The organism is Pseudomonas sp. Marseille-Q5117 (assembly GCF_946901175.1).
Taxonomy (GTDB): Bacteria; Pseudomonadota; Gammaproteobacteria; order Pseudomonadales; family Pseudomonadaceae; genus Aquipseudomonas; species Aquipseudomonas iranensis.
Map to the genome: position 1 here is coordinate 149,518 of NZ_CAMPPP010000011.1, position 12,348 is coordinate 161,865.

13 protein-coding genes are annotated in these 12,348 nt (G+C 61.8%); 4 read left to right on the plus strand and 9 right to left on the minus strand.

Translation table 11 applies throughout. The features are described from left to right. Positions 1-60: 60 nt before the first annotated feature. Positions 61-942 (minus strand): helix-turn-helix domain-containing protein, encoded by an 882-nt coding sequence (locus tag OC605_RS18205; protein WP_410056008.1) that lies wholly within the window; start codon positions 940-942, stop codon positions 61-63. A 258-nt stretch (positions 943-1,200) separates the two neighbouring features. On the opposite strand from OC605_RS18205, the gene OC605_RS18210 reads away from it, so the two are divergent. Together OC605_RS18210 and OC605_RS18215 are read left to right on the plus strand one after the other, a co-directional pair. Continuing rightward, on the plus strand, positions 1,201-1,965 hold the full coding sequence (locus OC605_RS18210) for an SDR family NAD(P)-dependent oxidoreductase (RefSeq protein ID WP_056784713.1): 765 nt from the start codon (positions 1,201-1,203) through the stop codon (positions 1,963-1,965). Between the two features lie 174 nt (positions 1,966-2,139). Then, positions 2,140-3,057, plus strand: a complete 918-nt coding sequence (locus OC605_RS18215) for an AraC family transcriptional regulator (protein ID WP_217879758.1) — start codon at positions 2,140-2,142, stop codon at positions 3,055-3,057. On the opposite strand, the gene OC605_RS18220 is transcribed toward OC605_RS18215, so the two are convergent. Together OC605_RS18220 and OC605_RS18225 are read right to left on the minus strand one after the other, a co-directional pair. Continuing rightward, positions 3,058-3,987: a LysR family transcriptional regulator gene (locus tag OC605_RS18220; RefSeq protein WP_262138604.1), complete on the minus strand. Its 930-nt coding sequence runs from the start codon at positions 3,985-3,987 to the stop codon at positions 3,058-3,060. It abuts the gene before it with no gap. 94 nt (positions 3,988-4,081) lie between these two features. Continuing rightward, the gene (locus tag OC605_RS18225) at positions 4,082-4,792 is read right to left on the minus strand and encodes an SDR family NAD(P)-dependent oxidoreductase (RefSeq protein ID WP_016774234.1); all 711 of its coding nucleotides are present in this window, start codon (positions 4,790-4,792) and stop codon (positions 4,082-4,084) included. A 265-nt stretch (positions 4,793-5,057) separates the two neighbouring features. On the opposite strand from OC605_RS18225, the gene ycaC reads away from it, so the two are divergent. After that, complete coding sequence (ycaC, locus tag OC605_RS18230; protein ID WP_016774235.1) at positions 5,058-5,687, plus strand: isochorismate family cysteine hydrolase YcaC; 630 nt, start codon at positions 5,058-5,060, stop codon at positions 5,685-5,687. Between the two features lie 193 nt (positions 5,688-5,880). Here ycaC and OC605_RS18235 read toward each other — a convergent pair whose 3' ends face one another. From OC605_RS18235 to OC605_RS18245, 3 genes are all read right to left on the minus strand, one after another. Next, positions 5,881-6,579, minus strand: a complete 699-nt coding sequence (locus OC605_RS18235) for a tRNA (adenine(22)-N(1))-methyltransferase (RefSeq protein WP_316044673.1) — start codon at positions 6,577-6,579, stop codon at positions 5,881-5,883. A gap of 129 nt (positions 6,580-6,708) precedes the next feature. Beyond that, complete coding sequence (locus OC605_RS18240; protein ID WP_262138606.1) at positions 6,709-7,758, minus strand: NAD(P)-dependent alcohol dehydrogenase; 1,050 nt, start codon at positions 7,756-7,758, stop codon at positions 6,709-6,711. 142 nt (positions 7,759-7,900) lie between these two features. After that, a complete protein-coding gene (locus OC605_RS18245) occupies positions 7,901-8,128 on the minus strand; it encodes a hypothetical protein (RefSeq protein ID WP_110645810.1) in 228 nt (75 codons plus the stop codon). A 164-nt stretch (positions 8,129-8,292) separates the two neighbouring features. Between OC605_RS18245 and OC605_RS18250 the strand changes: the two genes are divergently transcribed. Next, complete coding sequence (locus OC605_RS18250) at positions 8,293-8,502, plus strand: DUF2945 domain-containing protein (protein WP_262138609.1); 210 nt, start codon at positions 8,293-8,295, stop codon at positions 8,500-8,502. Here the strand turns inward: OC605_RS18250 and OC605_RS18255 are convergent. From OC605_RS18255 to OC605_RS18265, 3 genes are all read right to left on the minus strand, one after another. After that, entirely contained in the window at positions 8,499-9,752 is a 1,254-nt protein-coding gene (locus OC605_RS18255; RefSeq protein ID WP_262138610.1) for an NAD(P)/FAD-dependent oxidoreductase, read from the minus strand. The genes OC605_RS18250 and OC605_RS18255 overlap by 4 nt on opposite strands. Next, positions 9,742-11,334, minus strand: a complete 1,593-nt coding sequence (locus OC605_RS18260) for an aldehyde dehydrogenase (NADP(+)) (RefSeq protein WP_262138612.1) — start codon at positions 11,332-11,334, stop codon at positions 9,742-9,744. The genes OC605_RS18255 and OC605_RS18260 overlap by 11 nt, the downstream gene beginning before the upstream one ends. A 63-nt stretch (positions 11,335-11,397) precedes the next feature. Beyond that, the gene (locus OC605_RS18265) at positions 11,398-12,345 is read right to left on the minus strand and encodes a dihydrodipicolinate synthase family protein (RefSeq protein WP_110599051.1); all 948 of its coding nucleotides are present in this window, start codon (positions 12,343-12,345) and stop codon (positions 11,398-11,400) included. Between the last annotated feature and the right edge of the window lie 3 nt (positions 12,346-12,348).

The window sequence follows — 12,348 nt, forward strand, 5'->3', positions numbered from 1 at the left end:
TATTAATCGATTCCTCCACGGGATTTGCCCAATTCTGCTGCATCGCTTTTCGACAGGTTTTCAGGCCCCGCGTGGCGCATCGCGGTAGTCACTAGGCGTGACGCCAACTTCGCGGCGGAACACTTGGGAAAAATGGCTGGGGCTGGAGTAGCCAACCTCCAGGCCGATGTCGATCACGCTGTGGGCGGTTTCCAGTAACAGATGACGCGCGCGGCTCATGCGCAGGCGGATGAAGTATTGCGAGGGCGACAAACCGGTGGCTCGCTTGAAGGTGCGGCTGAAGTGGTAGTCGCTCAGCCCGGCGATGGCGGCCAGATGACTGAGGCTGAAATCCTCCACCAGATGCGCATTCATGGCTTCGATCACCCGGCGCAGTTTGTAGGCGGGCAGAGCGTTGTCGCGGCGCGGGTTGCTGTCGGGGTCGAGATAATGACGCAGCAAATGGATCGCCAACGCCTGAGCCAGGCTGTGCACCAGCAGTGCACTGGGCTGGCGCTGTTGTGTGAGTTCGATGCGCAGTTGCTCAAGGATGAAGCTGACCTGCTCGTCACGCGCACCGGACACATCGACAAACGTCACTGCACCGGCCTGTTCGCCGAATGCTTCGCGCGCCGCTTGTTCGATCAGGCCCAGGCCGAGGTAGAGGTGCATGACTTCGAAGACCTCGCAACCTTTGGTCTGCCAGCGCATTTCATAAGGTTCGGGGGTGTTGGTCAGGAAGAAGTCGCCCGCCGTGACCTGGCTCGCCTGCCATTCTCCACCCAACGAACGTTCCTCGACCCGGGCAGTGCCGGCCAGTACCAGCACCAGCAGCGGTTCGGCCACGCATGGCACGCGGATCGGCTCAAGCAGAGTTTGATGGCGGAACAGCTGCACCACTGCATCCTTGATCTGCGGCCGCGGTGTGGTCGTTTCTGCAACACCAGGTAAATGCTCGGGCATGGCTTCGGCGGCGATGCGCGCGGGCTGGCTGATTGTCGGTTTAGCGGGGCTGGCAGAGGGCACAGGACGCTCCATCAAAAGCTTTGGCTGTGAATGATTTTGCAGGTTAGGGCGGGCGGGCAGGAAATTCCAGCGCAAAACTCCGACAGTCCCGGCAATCGCCCGAAAGCCCGGTGGGGGACAGTGCGCGACAGTGAAGGCGTGTTTACGACCGCGCCATCAGGCGCAACACCGATTCGCTATCGAGGAGTTAAAACCATGACTGATTTCAACCACACCCTGCCACAAGAAGTCGCCGGTAAAGTTGCACTGGTCACTGGCGCGGCCAGTGGCATCGGCAAGGCGATTGCGCTGATGCTGCACGCTCGCGGCGCCAAGGTGATTGCCGAAGACCTCAACCCGGCTGTCGAAGCACTGGCTCGTCCCGATCTGGTGCCGCTGGTGGCGGACATCACCGAGGACGGCGCCGCCGAACGCGCAGTCGGCCTTGCCGTCGAGCAGTTCGGGCGCCTGGATATTCTGGTCAACAATGCCGGGATCATCATCAACAAAGCCGTGATCGACATGAGCCGCGACGACTGGGAAAAGATCCAGGCAGTCAATGCCACGGCCGCCTTCCTGCACTGCCGCGAAGCGGTCAAGGCGATGATCCCGAACAAGTCCGGTGCGATCGTCAATATCGCTTCCTATGCGTCGTACTTTGCCTTTCCGACCATTGCCGCCTACACCGCTTCCAAAGGTGCGCTGGCACAATTGACCCGCACGCTGGCCCTGGAAGTCATCGAGCACGGCATTCGCGTCAATGCCATCGGCGTCGGCGATGTGGTGACTAACATCCTCAATGACGTGGTCGAGGACGGCCCGGGCTTCCTCGCGCAGCACGGCGAAGCGGCGCCAATCGGTCGGGCGGCGCAGCCGGAGGAAATTGCCGAGATCGTCACCTTCCTCGCCTCCGACCGCGCCAGTTTCATGGTCGGCTCGGTGGTCATGGCCGATGGCGGCATGACGGTAACGGCGGGTTGATAGTCGGGTGAGAAGCCAAGGGCGCGTGTGATAACGCGCCCATGGCTTTGCCAGTAAGACGAGCACGCAGAATCAGGCAAATCTGCAGCATCTTTGATCTAGTCGCCGCTGGATAAAACTGGCTAATCTTCCTCCGCAGTTGACCCACCTTCGTCTGCTTTCGAGGCCCCTTGCATGGATAACCACGACGCTTCCATCCTCCACGACACGGCGGTGTATCGCGCCGAACTGGTGCGCTTGCTGACTCAACGCTTCGATGCGCCAGGCACCTACGAAACGGCGATTGCGCCGCTGCACGTGATCCGTCTCGATGGCCCGACCGAGCTGATTCACGTTGTGCACCGGCCAGCGCTGTGCCTGATCGTGCAGGGGCGCAAGGAAGTCGGGCTGGGTGACGAACGCTTCCTCTACGACCCGCTGAATTATCTGGTGGTGTCGGTGACATTGCCGGTGTCGGGACGGGTGATCGAAGCCTCGCCCGAGGCGCCGTATTTTTGCGTACGGCTGGATTTCGATCCGGCGCAACTGACGCAACTGATAGCCGAATCGCCGCTGACCGGCATGCCACAGGACGCCGGGCGCGGCATGTTTCTCGACAAGATCGACGTGACATTGCTCGATACCATGCTGCGTCTGGTGCGCCTGCTGGATAATCCACGCGACATCGGCATGCTCGCGCCGATGGCTTTGCGCGAGCTGTATTACCGCCTGCTGCGCGGCCAGCACGGGCATCTGCTGTATGAAATCGCCGTCAACGATTCGCAGACCCACCGGGTCACGCGGGCCATCGACTGGCTGAACAAGAATTTCACTGAGCCGCTGCGTATCGACGCGCTGGCGCAGGTGGCCAACCTCAGCAATTCAGCGCTGCATCACCGCTTCAAAGCCGTCACCGCCATGAGCCCGCTGCAATATCAAAAACAGCTGCGCCTGCAAGAGGCGCGGCGGCTGATCATCAATGAAGGGCTGGACGTGTCCAGCGCCTGTTACCGCGTAGGCTACGAAAGCGCTTCGCAGTTCAGCCGCGAATACAACCGCCAGTTCGGCTGCCCGCCGTCCAAGGAACTTAGCCGCCTGCGTCAGACCGGTTGATTACCGCGCGGGTCTCGCCCATTGCTCACGAAACCCCAGCAGAAAATCCACAAATGCCCGCACCCGTTGCGGCACATAGCGGCCGTGCGGGTAGAGCAGGGTGTAGGGGCGCGAACGTCCGGCGTACGGTTGCAGCACTTCAATCAGGCGACCATCGGCGAGTTCTTGCTCGACGATGAAACGGTAAGTCTGAAACAGCCCGGCGCCGTGCCTGGCCAGCGTCACACCGCCGAGCACATCGTCGGAACAGGAATAGCCACCGTCGGAAATCACTTCCAGGTCTCGGCCGTTTTCCTGAAACAGCCAGGAAATCCGCCGCCCGCTGCTGGGCAATTCGAATTGGATGCACTCATGCGCGATGAGATCGTCGAGGGTCTGCGGCGTGCCGGCTCTATGCAGATATTCGGGGGCGGCGACCACCACCAGGGCGGCGTCTTCCAGCAAGCGCGCGATCAGGGTCGAGTCCGGTTGCGCGCGCACGCGTATCGCCAGGTCGTAGCCCTCTTCAACGAAGTCGATATTGCGATTGCCCAAGTGCACGTCGACCGTGACCTCGGGGTGCAACGCGCGAAATTTCGGTAGCAGCGGCAGGATGCGGTGATGCCCGTAGGTGGTTGGCAGGCTGATGCGCAGTCGACCCGATGGCGAAGTCTGCGCGCCCATGACTTCCTGCTGCGCTTCGACCAGCTGCGTCAGCGCCTGGCTGCATTGTTCGAAGAAGCTGCGGCCAGCGTCGGTGAGGCGAATGCTGCGCGTGGTGCGGGCAAACAGTCGCGAACCCAGGCGTTGCTCCAGACGCAGAATCGACCGGCTCACCGCGGCCGGCGTGACCCCGGCGAGTTGCGCGGCGGCGGTGAAGCTGCCGGCTTCGGCGGCCAGGCAGAACAGTTCGATACTGCCTAACTGCAAATCTTCAAAATGGCGTTTCATTGTGGCTCGCACCGAGGATCGACGGACGTTCATCCTCTGTGTACCACAACCAACGACGCCGCCGGTATCCACCGGCGGCGTTGCAAGGTTTCGATCAATGACCGGCGCTCTGGCCACCGTCGACATGCAGGATCTCGCCAGTGACGAAATTTGCCCCGTCGAGGTAGAGGATCGCTTGCACGATGTCGTCGATTTCTCCCATGTGGCCGACCGGATGCAGGCTGCCCAATGCCTGATGGGTTTCCTCGGCGTGCATCGGCGTCTTGATGATGCCCGGCGACACGGCGTTGACCCGAATCCCGCGCTTGGCGTACTCGATGGCCAGGGATTTGGTCGCGGCGTTGATGCCGCCCTTGGTCAGCGACGCCAATACCGAAGGCACGCCATCGATTGCATGATCGACCAGGCTGGTGGTCACGCTGACGACGTGGCCGCTGCCGTGTTTTTCCATCTCGGCGATGGCCAGTTGCGAGATGTAGAAGAAGCCGCTCATGTTGGTCGCCACGACCTGGGCATAGTCCGCCTGGCTGTAAGCGGTGAACGGCTTGGCCAGAAAGATCCCGGCATTGTTGACCAGCGTATCGACGCGACCGAAGCGGGCGACAGCGGCGCGAATCACGCGCTCGGCGGTTTGCGGATCGGCAATGTCGCCGGCGACGGTCAGGACATCCGGGTCGCTCGACTCTTTGATCGAGCGCGAGGTAGCGACCACTTGATGGCCAAGGGCGCGAAAGCCTTCGACCAGACCTGCACCAATGCCTTGCGAGGCGCCGGTGATGACAACTACTTTTTTCGATGTGCTCATGATGATTTCCTCTGTCGCTGGCCCGTCGGGATGGCGGGTGGCTGTTGGAGGAGACTTTAGGAAGTTGCGCGGAGTTGATAAATGGGGGCTGAGGTACATCATTTGTACTGCGGTGTATCTAATCAGAGCGAGCCTCGAATGATTGTCCCGTTTGAGTGGACGGTGAAACGCTTTTCAGCCGATTTATCCCTTTGCTGTGCGTCAGTAATCTGTACCCAACTTGAACGCAACAACAAAACTCCAAACTTGAAAAGGGACGCACACCATGACCACTCCAACCTACAACCGCCTGAACAAAGACGACGCTATCGTGCTGCTGGTTGACCACCAGACCGGTCTGATCTCGCTGGTGCAGGACTTCTCGCCGAACGAGTTCAAGAACAACGTGCTGGCGCTGGCGGATCTGGCCAAGTTCTTCGACCTGCCAACCATCCTCACCACCAGCTTCGAACAAGGCCCGAACGGCCCGCTGGTACCGGAGCTGAAAGAGATGTTCCCGGACGCGCCGTACATCGCTCGTCCAGGCCAGATCAACGCTTGGGACAACGAGGACTTCGTCAAGGCGATCAAGGCCACCGGGCGCAAGCAGATCATCATTGCCGGTGTGGTCACGGATGTGTGTGTAGCGTTCCCGACCCTGTCGGCGCTGGCGGAAGGTTTTGATGTGTTCGTGGTCACCGATGCGTCCGGCACTTTCAACACGACCGTGCAGCAAGCCGCATGGAGCCGCATGACTCAGGCTGGCGCGCAGATGATGAACTGGTTCTCGGTGGCCTGCGAACTGCACCGCGACTGGCGCAACGACATTGAAGGCCTGGGCAATCTGTTGTCGCAGCGCATTCCTAACTACCGCAACCTGATGAACAGCTACTCGGCGCTGACGCAGCAGAAGTAAGTTCACCACCCACGAAAAAGCCTGCTTTTAACAGCAGGCTTTTTGTTTTTCCGACGGCTGCGGCCAACTTGGTTGCTGTGTAGCTTGACCCACCGCTTTCGCGAGCAGGCTCGCTCCCACAGTTGACCGTGTTCCCTCAGGAGAAATGCAATTTCCTGTGGGAGCGAGCCTGCTCGCGAAGACGGCGGCACAGTCACCCGAGCAATTCACTGATCCACTGCATCTCTTGCTTCAGCGCAAGAATTTTATCCTCCGGCAACGCCTGTTGCGCTCGCGTAAACTGCCCCAACGTCTTCTGCCGCTGACTCAGCCTGCGTTGCCATTTGTGCAGAAATGCCGGGCAGCGTGCCTGCAGATGCAGCGGTCCGAAAAACAGTTCCCTGGCATCGTAAGTCACCGGATCAGAGGCCCGCTCGGCAACGATAATTTCGTAGTCGAAGCGGTTCTCGTGCAGCACTTCTTCGCAAACGATGCGGTAGCCGTCATCCATCAACCACTGGCGCAGCGCTTGCTCGCCGCCGTTGGGTTGCAGGATCAAGCGTTCGTGGCCACTGAGATGGGCCTTGCCACTGTCGAAAATATCGCGAATGGTTTCGCCGCCCATGCCGCACAGGGTGATGGCGCTGATGCCGTCGTCAGGCCTGATCGCCGCCAGGCCATCGGCCAGACGCACGCTGATCTGCCCCTGCAGATCGTTGTCATTGACGGTGCGTTGCGCCGCGTGAAATGCCGTGCGCGCGACCTCGCCAGCCACCGCCGCTGTAATCAGGCCTCGGCGCATCAGGGCAACCGGCAAATAGGCGTGATCCGAGCCGATATCCGCCAGCCGCGCGCCGACCGGCACGTGGGCAGCGACGCGCTCCAGGCGCATGGACAATGTCTGTTGGTTCAACGGCGACCCCTATTCACCCAACGGTGGAAAAAGGGGTGCGACTGTGGCGAGCAACGTGGGCGCTGTCAAATCGCGCCGATAGAGTCCCCGAGCCATCGGCAGCATGTCGCTGCCGATGGACGTTGGCGCTTAGCCGGCGAGCGTTGCGTTGTCGATGACGAAGCGGTATTTCACGTCGCCCTTGAGCATGCGCTCGTAGGACTCGTTGATCTGGTCGGCGCGGATCAACTCGATGTCGGAAACGATGCCGTTCTCGGCGCAGAAATCCAGCATTTCCTGAGTCTCGGGAATGCCGCCGATCATTGAACCGGCAATGGTGCGCCGCTTGGTGATCAGGTTGAACACGTTCGGCGACGGATGCGGCGAGGCAGGCGCACCGACCAGGGTCAACGCGCCATCACGCTTGAGCAGCACGAGGAAGGCGTCGAGATCGTGCGGCGCTGCGACGGTATTGAGGATGAAGTCGAAACTCTTGGTGTGTGCCGCCATTTCTTCGGCATTGCGCGACACCACCACTTCGTCCGCGCCCAGTGCCTTGGCCGCTTCACGCTTGGATTCGGAAGTGGTGAATGCGACGACATGGGCGCCCATGGCGTGGGCCAGTTTGATGCCCATGTGACCCAAGCCACCGATGCCGACCACGCCGACTTTCTTGCCGGGGCCGGCGTTCCATTGGCGCAGCGGCGAATAAGTGGTGATGCCGGCGCAGAGCAGCGGCGCGACGGCGGCCAGTTGCGCCTCGGGATGACGGATGCGCAACACATAGCGCTCGTGCACGACGATGTTTTGCGAATAGCCGCCGAGGGTCCAGCCCGGTGCGTCCGGGGTCGGGAAATTGTAGGTGCCGATCATGCCGTCGCAGTAATTTTCCAGACCGGATTCGCAGTCATCGCAGTGCTGGCAGCTGTCGACGATGCAGCCGACACCGACCAGATCGCCGACCTTGTAGTTTTTGACGTGATCGCCAACCGCCGAGACGCGGCCGACGATTTCATGGCCGGGCACGCAAGGGAATTGCGTACCAGCCCATTCGGCTCGCACCTGATGCAGGTCGGAATGGCAGATGCCGCAGAAGGCGATATCGATCTGCACGTCGTGCGCCGCCGGGGCACGGCGGTTGATCTGCATGGGCTCAAGAGGTTTGTCGCCAGCGTGGGCGCCGTAGGCTTGTACGAGCATGTGAGCATCCTCCATGGGGTTGTCGGACGCCCATTGTTGCGCCTGGGTCGGAGCGCGAGGTAGTGCATTTCTGTGAAATGCTTGCCTGATTCTGCTGTTGATTGCGCAACCGAAAGGCAGCCGTATGGCTGCCGTTTCAGGCTCAACGCGGATTGGGCTGGTCGTCCATCTCGGCGTTATCGGTTTCCTGACGTACCCGCTCCGGATCCAGACCGGTGTCGTCATCATCCAGCGGGATTTCGCCTTCGTTGTCGGGTAGCTCGTCGATGCCGCGTTCCTTCATCGGATCGACCTCGGTACGCCCCGGACTCAGCGGGTCGGGCGTGGTTGGGAGCGGATCGTCACCTTGCTTGCCTTGATCGTTGTTCATCTGACACCTCGCAATGGCCGTTTTCTACGGCTTGTGCAGGTTGGAGGTGCGGGCGATTTTCGCCGTTCGATTTTTTTGCCTGCCTTCGGTCGCCTCGTAAAAAAGCGGAATTTCTCCGACGCGCGCGGCTCCATAAACCAACAGCCAGAGGCGAGGAGGCAATGATGAGCAGTTCATTCAAAGTCGGCGATGCGGTGCGCTGGAAATCCGAGGCCGGCGAGATTCACGGCAAAGTGGTCAAGGTGCACACCCGCGATACCGAATTCATGGGCCGCCACCGGCCGGCCTCGAAAGATGCGCCGCAATACGAGATCAAGAGCGACAAGACCGGCCACCTGGCCATGCATCACGGCGACGCGCTGAAGCACGCTTAGAAACGCGCCAGTCGGTAGGCATCGACATTTGGCAACGCGAGAGCGGCGCCTGAGACCATCTGCCCGATCAATTCCGCCGTCAGCGCCGCTTGAGTCAGGCCCAGATGCTGATGACCAAAGGCAAGCAGGACCTTGCCGTCGCAAACCTGATCGATCACCGGCAGCGAATCCGGCAGCGACGGGCGAAAGCCCATCCACGGCGTCGCGCCATCAGCGTTCAGGTCCTTGCGAAACAGACCTTGGCTCAGGCGCTGCAACTGCCAGGCGCGTGCCATATTCGCTGGCCGCTCCAGCCCGGCGAACTCGACCGTGCCGGCCAAGCGCAGGCCTTCGCGCATCGGCGTCATGATGAATTTGCGTTCCAGCGAGGTGACAGGGAAGGGCAGGCGATCATGCTCGTGCGGCAGCATCAGGTGATAGCCACGTTCGGTGTCCAACGGTACTTGCTTGCCGGTCAGAGCGGCGGTGAGTTTTGCCGAATGCGCACCGCAGGCCAGTAACACTCGAGCGGCTGTTACGCCGCCATTGCCGGTGACTAACAGCACACCGTTTTCCTGCACGTAGCCGCCCTGAACCTGCTGCTGGAGAAAACTCACGCCGCTGCTGCGAGCCGCTTCGACCAGTGCGCAGACCACCCGATAGGGATCAAGGAAATGCCCGGTGCGCGGGAAAAACAGTCCGCCCTGAATCTGTTCGCTGAGCTGCGGCGCCGTTTCGCGGATCGCCCCCGCCTGCCAGTAATCCACCGGCACCTGCTGCTGATGCAGCCGTGCCTGCAAAGCTTCGATGGCCTGACGGGATTCAGGTGTTTCGAAGACCAGTAACGAGCCGTCAACCTTGAGCAGATCCGGGCGCTGGATATCGCTGAGCAAGCGCTGCCACGCATCCAGGCTGCTTTCATTGAGCGCGCGCAGGCCGGCGACGGTTTTCTGAAAAGGTTCAGGCCGCAGATTCAGCAATAACCGGGTGAACCACGGCAGGGCGCGCGGCAGATATTTCCAGTCCAGGCGCAGCGGCCCCATCGGGTCCATGAGCATGGCCGGCAAACGCTTGAGGATCGACACGTCTGCAATCGGAAATACCTGCTCGGTGGCCAGATGCCCGGCATTACCGAACGAAGCGCCATGCCCCGGTTCCTGCTGATCGATGACCACCACGCGCAAACCCTGGCGGGCCAGGCGCAGTGCGCAAGCCACGCCAATGATGCCGGCGCCGACCACGGCGATGTCGTGCGAAGGATTATTCGCCATGGCGTGTCGCTTCCCGTTGGCCATCGAGCAAGCGCCGAAGGTTGAGCGGATTGGTCTGTTGCAGCGCCGTCGGCAGCAAGCTGTCGGGGAAATCCTGATAGCACACCGGCCGCAGGAAACGCAGGATCGCCGCAGTGCCCACCGAGGTGCTGCGCGCATCCGAGGTCGCCGGGTAAGGCCCGCCATGCACCATTGCATCGCAGACTTCCACGCCGGTCGGCCAGCCATTGACCAGCAAGCGACCGGCCTTGCGCTCCAGGGTTGGCAGCAACGAACGCGCCAGTGCAAGGTCGGCGTCATCCATGTGCAGGGTCGCGGTCAGTTGACCTTCGAGATGGGCGCAGACCTGACGGATTTCTTCGTCACTGCTGCATTGCACGATCAGCGATGTCGCGCCGAACACCTCAGCCTGCAAACGCTGATCGTCGAGAAAATCCGCTGCATCGGTGCTGAAGACATGCGTCTGACACTGATTCGGGCCGCTGCCGACTTGGCCAACCGCTATCGCGCGTGCACGGGGGTTGTCTTGCAGAGCGGTCACGCCTGCTTGATAGGCGCCGAAGATGCCGGGCGTGAGCATGGTTTGCGCCGCGCTGCGCGGGATCAGTTCCGCTACCGCGCCGAGAAACCCGTCGAGCGCCGGGCCTTTGCGGGCAATCAGCAATCCCGGGTTGGTGCAGAACTGCCCGGCGCCCAGTGTCAGCGACGCGACAAACCCTTCGGCCAACGCCTGCGCGCGATTTTCCAGCGCGGCGGGAAACAGCAATACCGGGTTGATCGAGCTCATTTCCGTATACACCGGGATCGGCTCCGGCCGCGCTTGCGCGGCTTTCATCAAAGCGAGACCGCCAGTGCGCGAGCCGGTGAAACCAGCGGCTTTGATGCGCCAGTCGCTGACCAATGCGATGCCGACTTCGTAGCCAGAATCGAACAACAAGGAAAACACGCCCTCGGGCAGAGCGCAGGCTTTGACCGCTTGCGCGACTGCGCGGCCGACCAGTTCGCTGGTGCCCGGATGGGCGCTGTGCGCCTTGACGATCACCGGGCAACCGGCCGCCAGTGCTGCGGCGGTGTCGCCACCGGCCACGGAAAATGCCAGCGGAAAGTTGCTCGCGCCGAACACCGCGACCGGCCCCAAGGCAATCTGCCGCTGGCGCAAGTCGGAGCGCGGCAGCGGTTGGCGTTGCGGTTGCGCACTGTCGACGCGCACGTCCAGCCATTCACCGGCGCGCACGGTACGGGCGAACAGGCGCAATTGCGAGCAGGTGCGGCCACGTTCGCCCTGAAGGCGTGCAGGCGGCAGACCGGTTTCGGCGTGGGCGCGTTCGATCAGTTCATCGCCAAGGTTTTCGATGTGCTCGGCAATGCTTTCGAGAAATGCCGCACGGGCGCTCAGGCTGGTTTCGCGATACGCATCTTGCGCCGCCCAGGCCAGGGCGCAGGCCTGTTCCACCTGTTCGGCTGATGCCCCGGCGAACTGCGGTTCAAGTGCCTGGTTGGTCGCCGGATCAATCCCGCGAAAGGCCGGACGCGTACCCGCCACGGATTGTTGGCCGATCAGCATGTTGCCCGTCAGAGTCATGGTGTCTTCCTGTGAAATGAGCGAGGCCTGCCGCGAATCGTTTTGACTCGCGGCAGGTAGTAGTCAGGCGAAATTCTGCTCGGCGGACCAGTTTTCGTACCAGTGACGGAACAGCGAATACTGCTTCTCGGCATAGCGTCTTTGCGAATCGCTCAGCACGTCGCTTTCGTTGAAGTGCAGGGTGTATTCCTTGTCGCCGTTGAGCACCATCAGATGCTTGTAATACAGCACCAGATCGCAACCTTCGTCGAACGAGGACAGCACCGCCAGCGCCGACTCCAGCTCCCGCGCCTGGCGCCTGGCCTTGGCATCGCCTTGCGCGGCCTGCTTGCTCAGCGCCACCAGTTGCAGCACTTCGCGAGGAAGGGCGTTGCCGATGCCGGTAATGGCGCCGGTAGCGTTGCAGTTGACGAAGCCGTGCACCACTTGCGTGTCGACGCCGACCATCAGCGTCACGTCGTCATCCTTGGAGGTGATGTTCTCGGCCGCGTAGCGCAGGTCCGCGCCGCCGCCGAATTCCTTGAAACCGATCAGGTTCGGGTACTCGCGGCGCAGTTCGAAAAACAGATCGGCGCGGGTGGCGAAGCCGTAATAAGGGCTGTTGTAGATCACCGCCGGCAAGTTCGGTGCGGCTTGCAGGATCGCGGCGAAGTGGGCCTTTTGCGCCGTCGCCGAAGCGCCACGGGACAGCACGCGCGGGATGACCATCAAGCCTTGCGCGCCGACTTTCGCCGCATGCGCTGCGTGGGAAACCGCTTCTCGGGTGTTCACCGCGCCAGTGCCGACGATGGTCGGCACCCCGGCAGCGACCAGCCGCGCCACGCCTTCCTGACGCTCGGCTTCGGTGAGCAGCGGCCAGTCGCCCATCGAGCCGCAGTAGACCACGGCGCTCATGCCGACATCGATCAGCTCGCGTCCCTTGGCCACCAGCGCATCGAAGTCCGGTTTGCGCTGGGCGGTGCATGGGGTCATCAGGGCCGGCATGCAGCCGGTGAAGATGTTGTCGCTCATGAT

Bases quoted from the DNA above. Each gene is read 5' to 3' on its own strand.
- OC605_RS18210 (WP_056784713.1), top strand. From the start codon at position 1,201: ATGACTGATTTCAACCACACCCTGCCACAAGAAGTCGCCGGTAAAGTT.
- OC605_RS18265 (WP_110599051.1), bottom strand. From the start codon at position 12,345: ATGAGCGACAACATCTTCACCGGCTGCATGCCGGCCCTGATGACCCCA.
- OC605_RS18220 (WP_262138604.1), bottom strand. From the start codon at position 3,987: ATGAAACGCCATTTTGAAGATTTGCAGTTAGGCAGTATCGAACTGTTC.
- OC605_RS18205 (WP_410056008.1), bottom strand. From the start codon at position 942: ATGCCCGAGCATTTACCTGGTGTTGCAGAAACGACCACACCGCGGCCG.
- OC605_RS18245 (WP_110645810.1), bottom strand. From the start codon at position 8,128: ATGAACAACGATCAAGGCAAGCAAGGTGACGATCCGCTCCCAACCACG.
- OC605_RS18255 (WP_262138610.1), bottom strand. From the start codon at position 9,752: ATGGCGAATAATCCTTCGCACGACATCGCCGTGGTCGGCGCCGGCATC.
- OC605_RS18260 (WP_262138612.1), bottom strand. From the start codon at position 11,334: ATGACTCTGACGGGCAACATGCTGATCGGCCAACAATCCGTGGCGGGT.
- OC605_RS18240 (WP_262138606.1), bottom strand. From the start codon at position 7,758: ATGCTCGTACAAGCCTACGGCGCCCACGCTGGCGACAAACCTCTTGAG.
- OC605_RS18225 (WP_016774234.1), bottom strand. From the start codon at position 4,792: ATGAGCACATCGAAAAAAGTAGTTGTCATCACCGGCGCCTCGCAAGGC.
- OC605_RS18215 (WP_217879758.1), top strand. From the start codon at position 2,140: ATGGATAACCACGACGCTTCCATCCTCCACGACACGGCGGTGTATCGC.
- OC605_RS18250 (WP_262138609.1), top strand. From the start codon at position 8,293: ATGAGCAGTTCATTCAAAGTCGGCGATGCGGTGCGCTGGAAATCCGAG.
- ycaC (WP_016774235.1), top strand. From the start codon at position 5,058: ATGACCACTCCAACCTACAACCGCCTGAACAAAGACGACGCTATCGTG.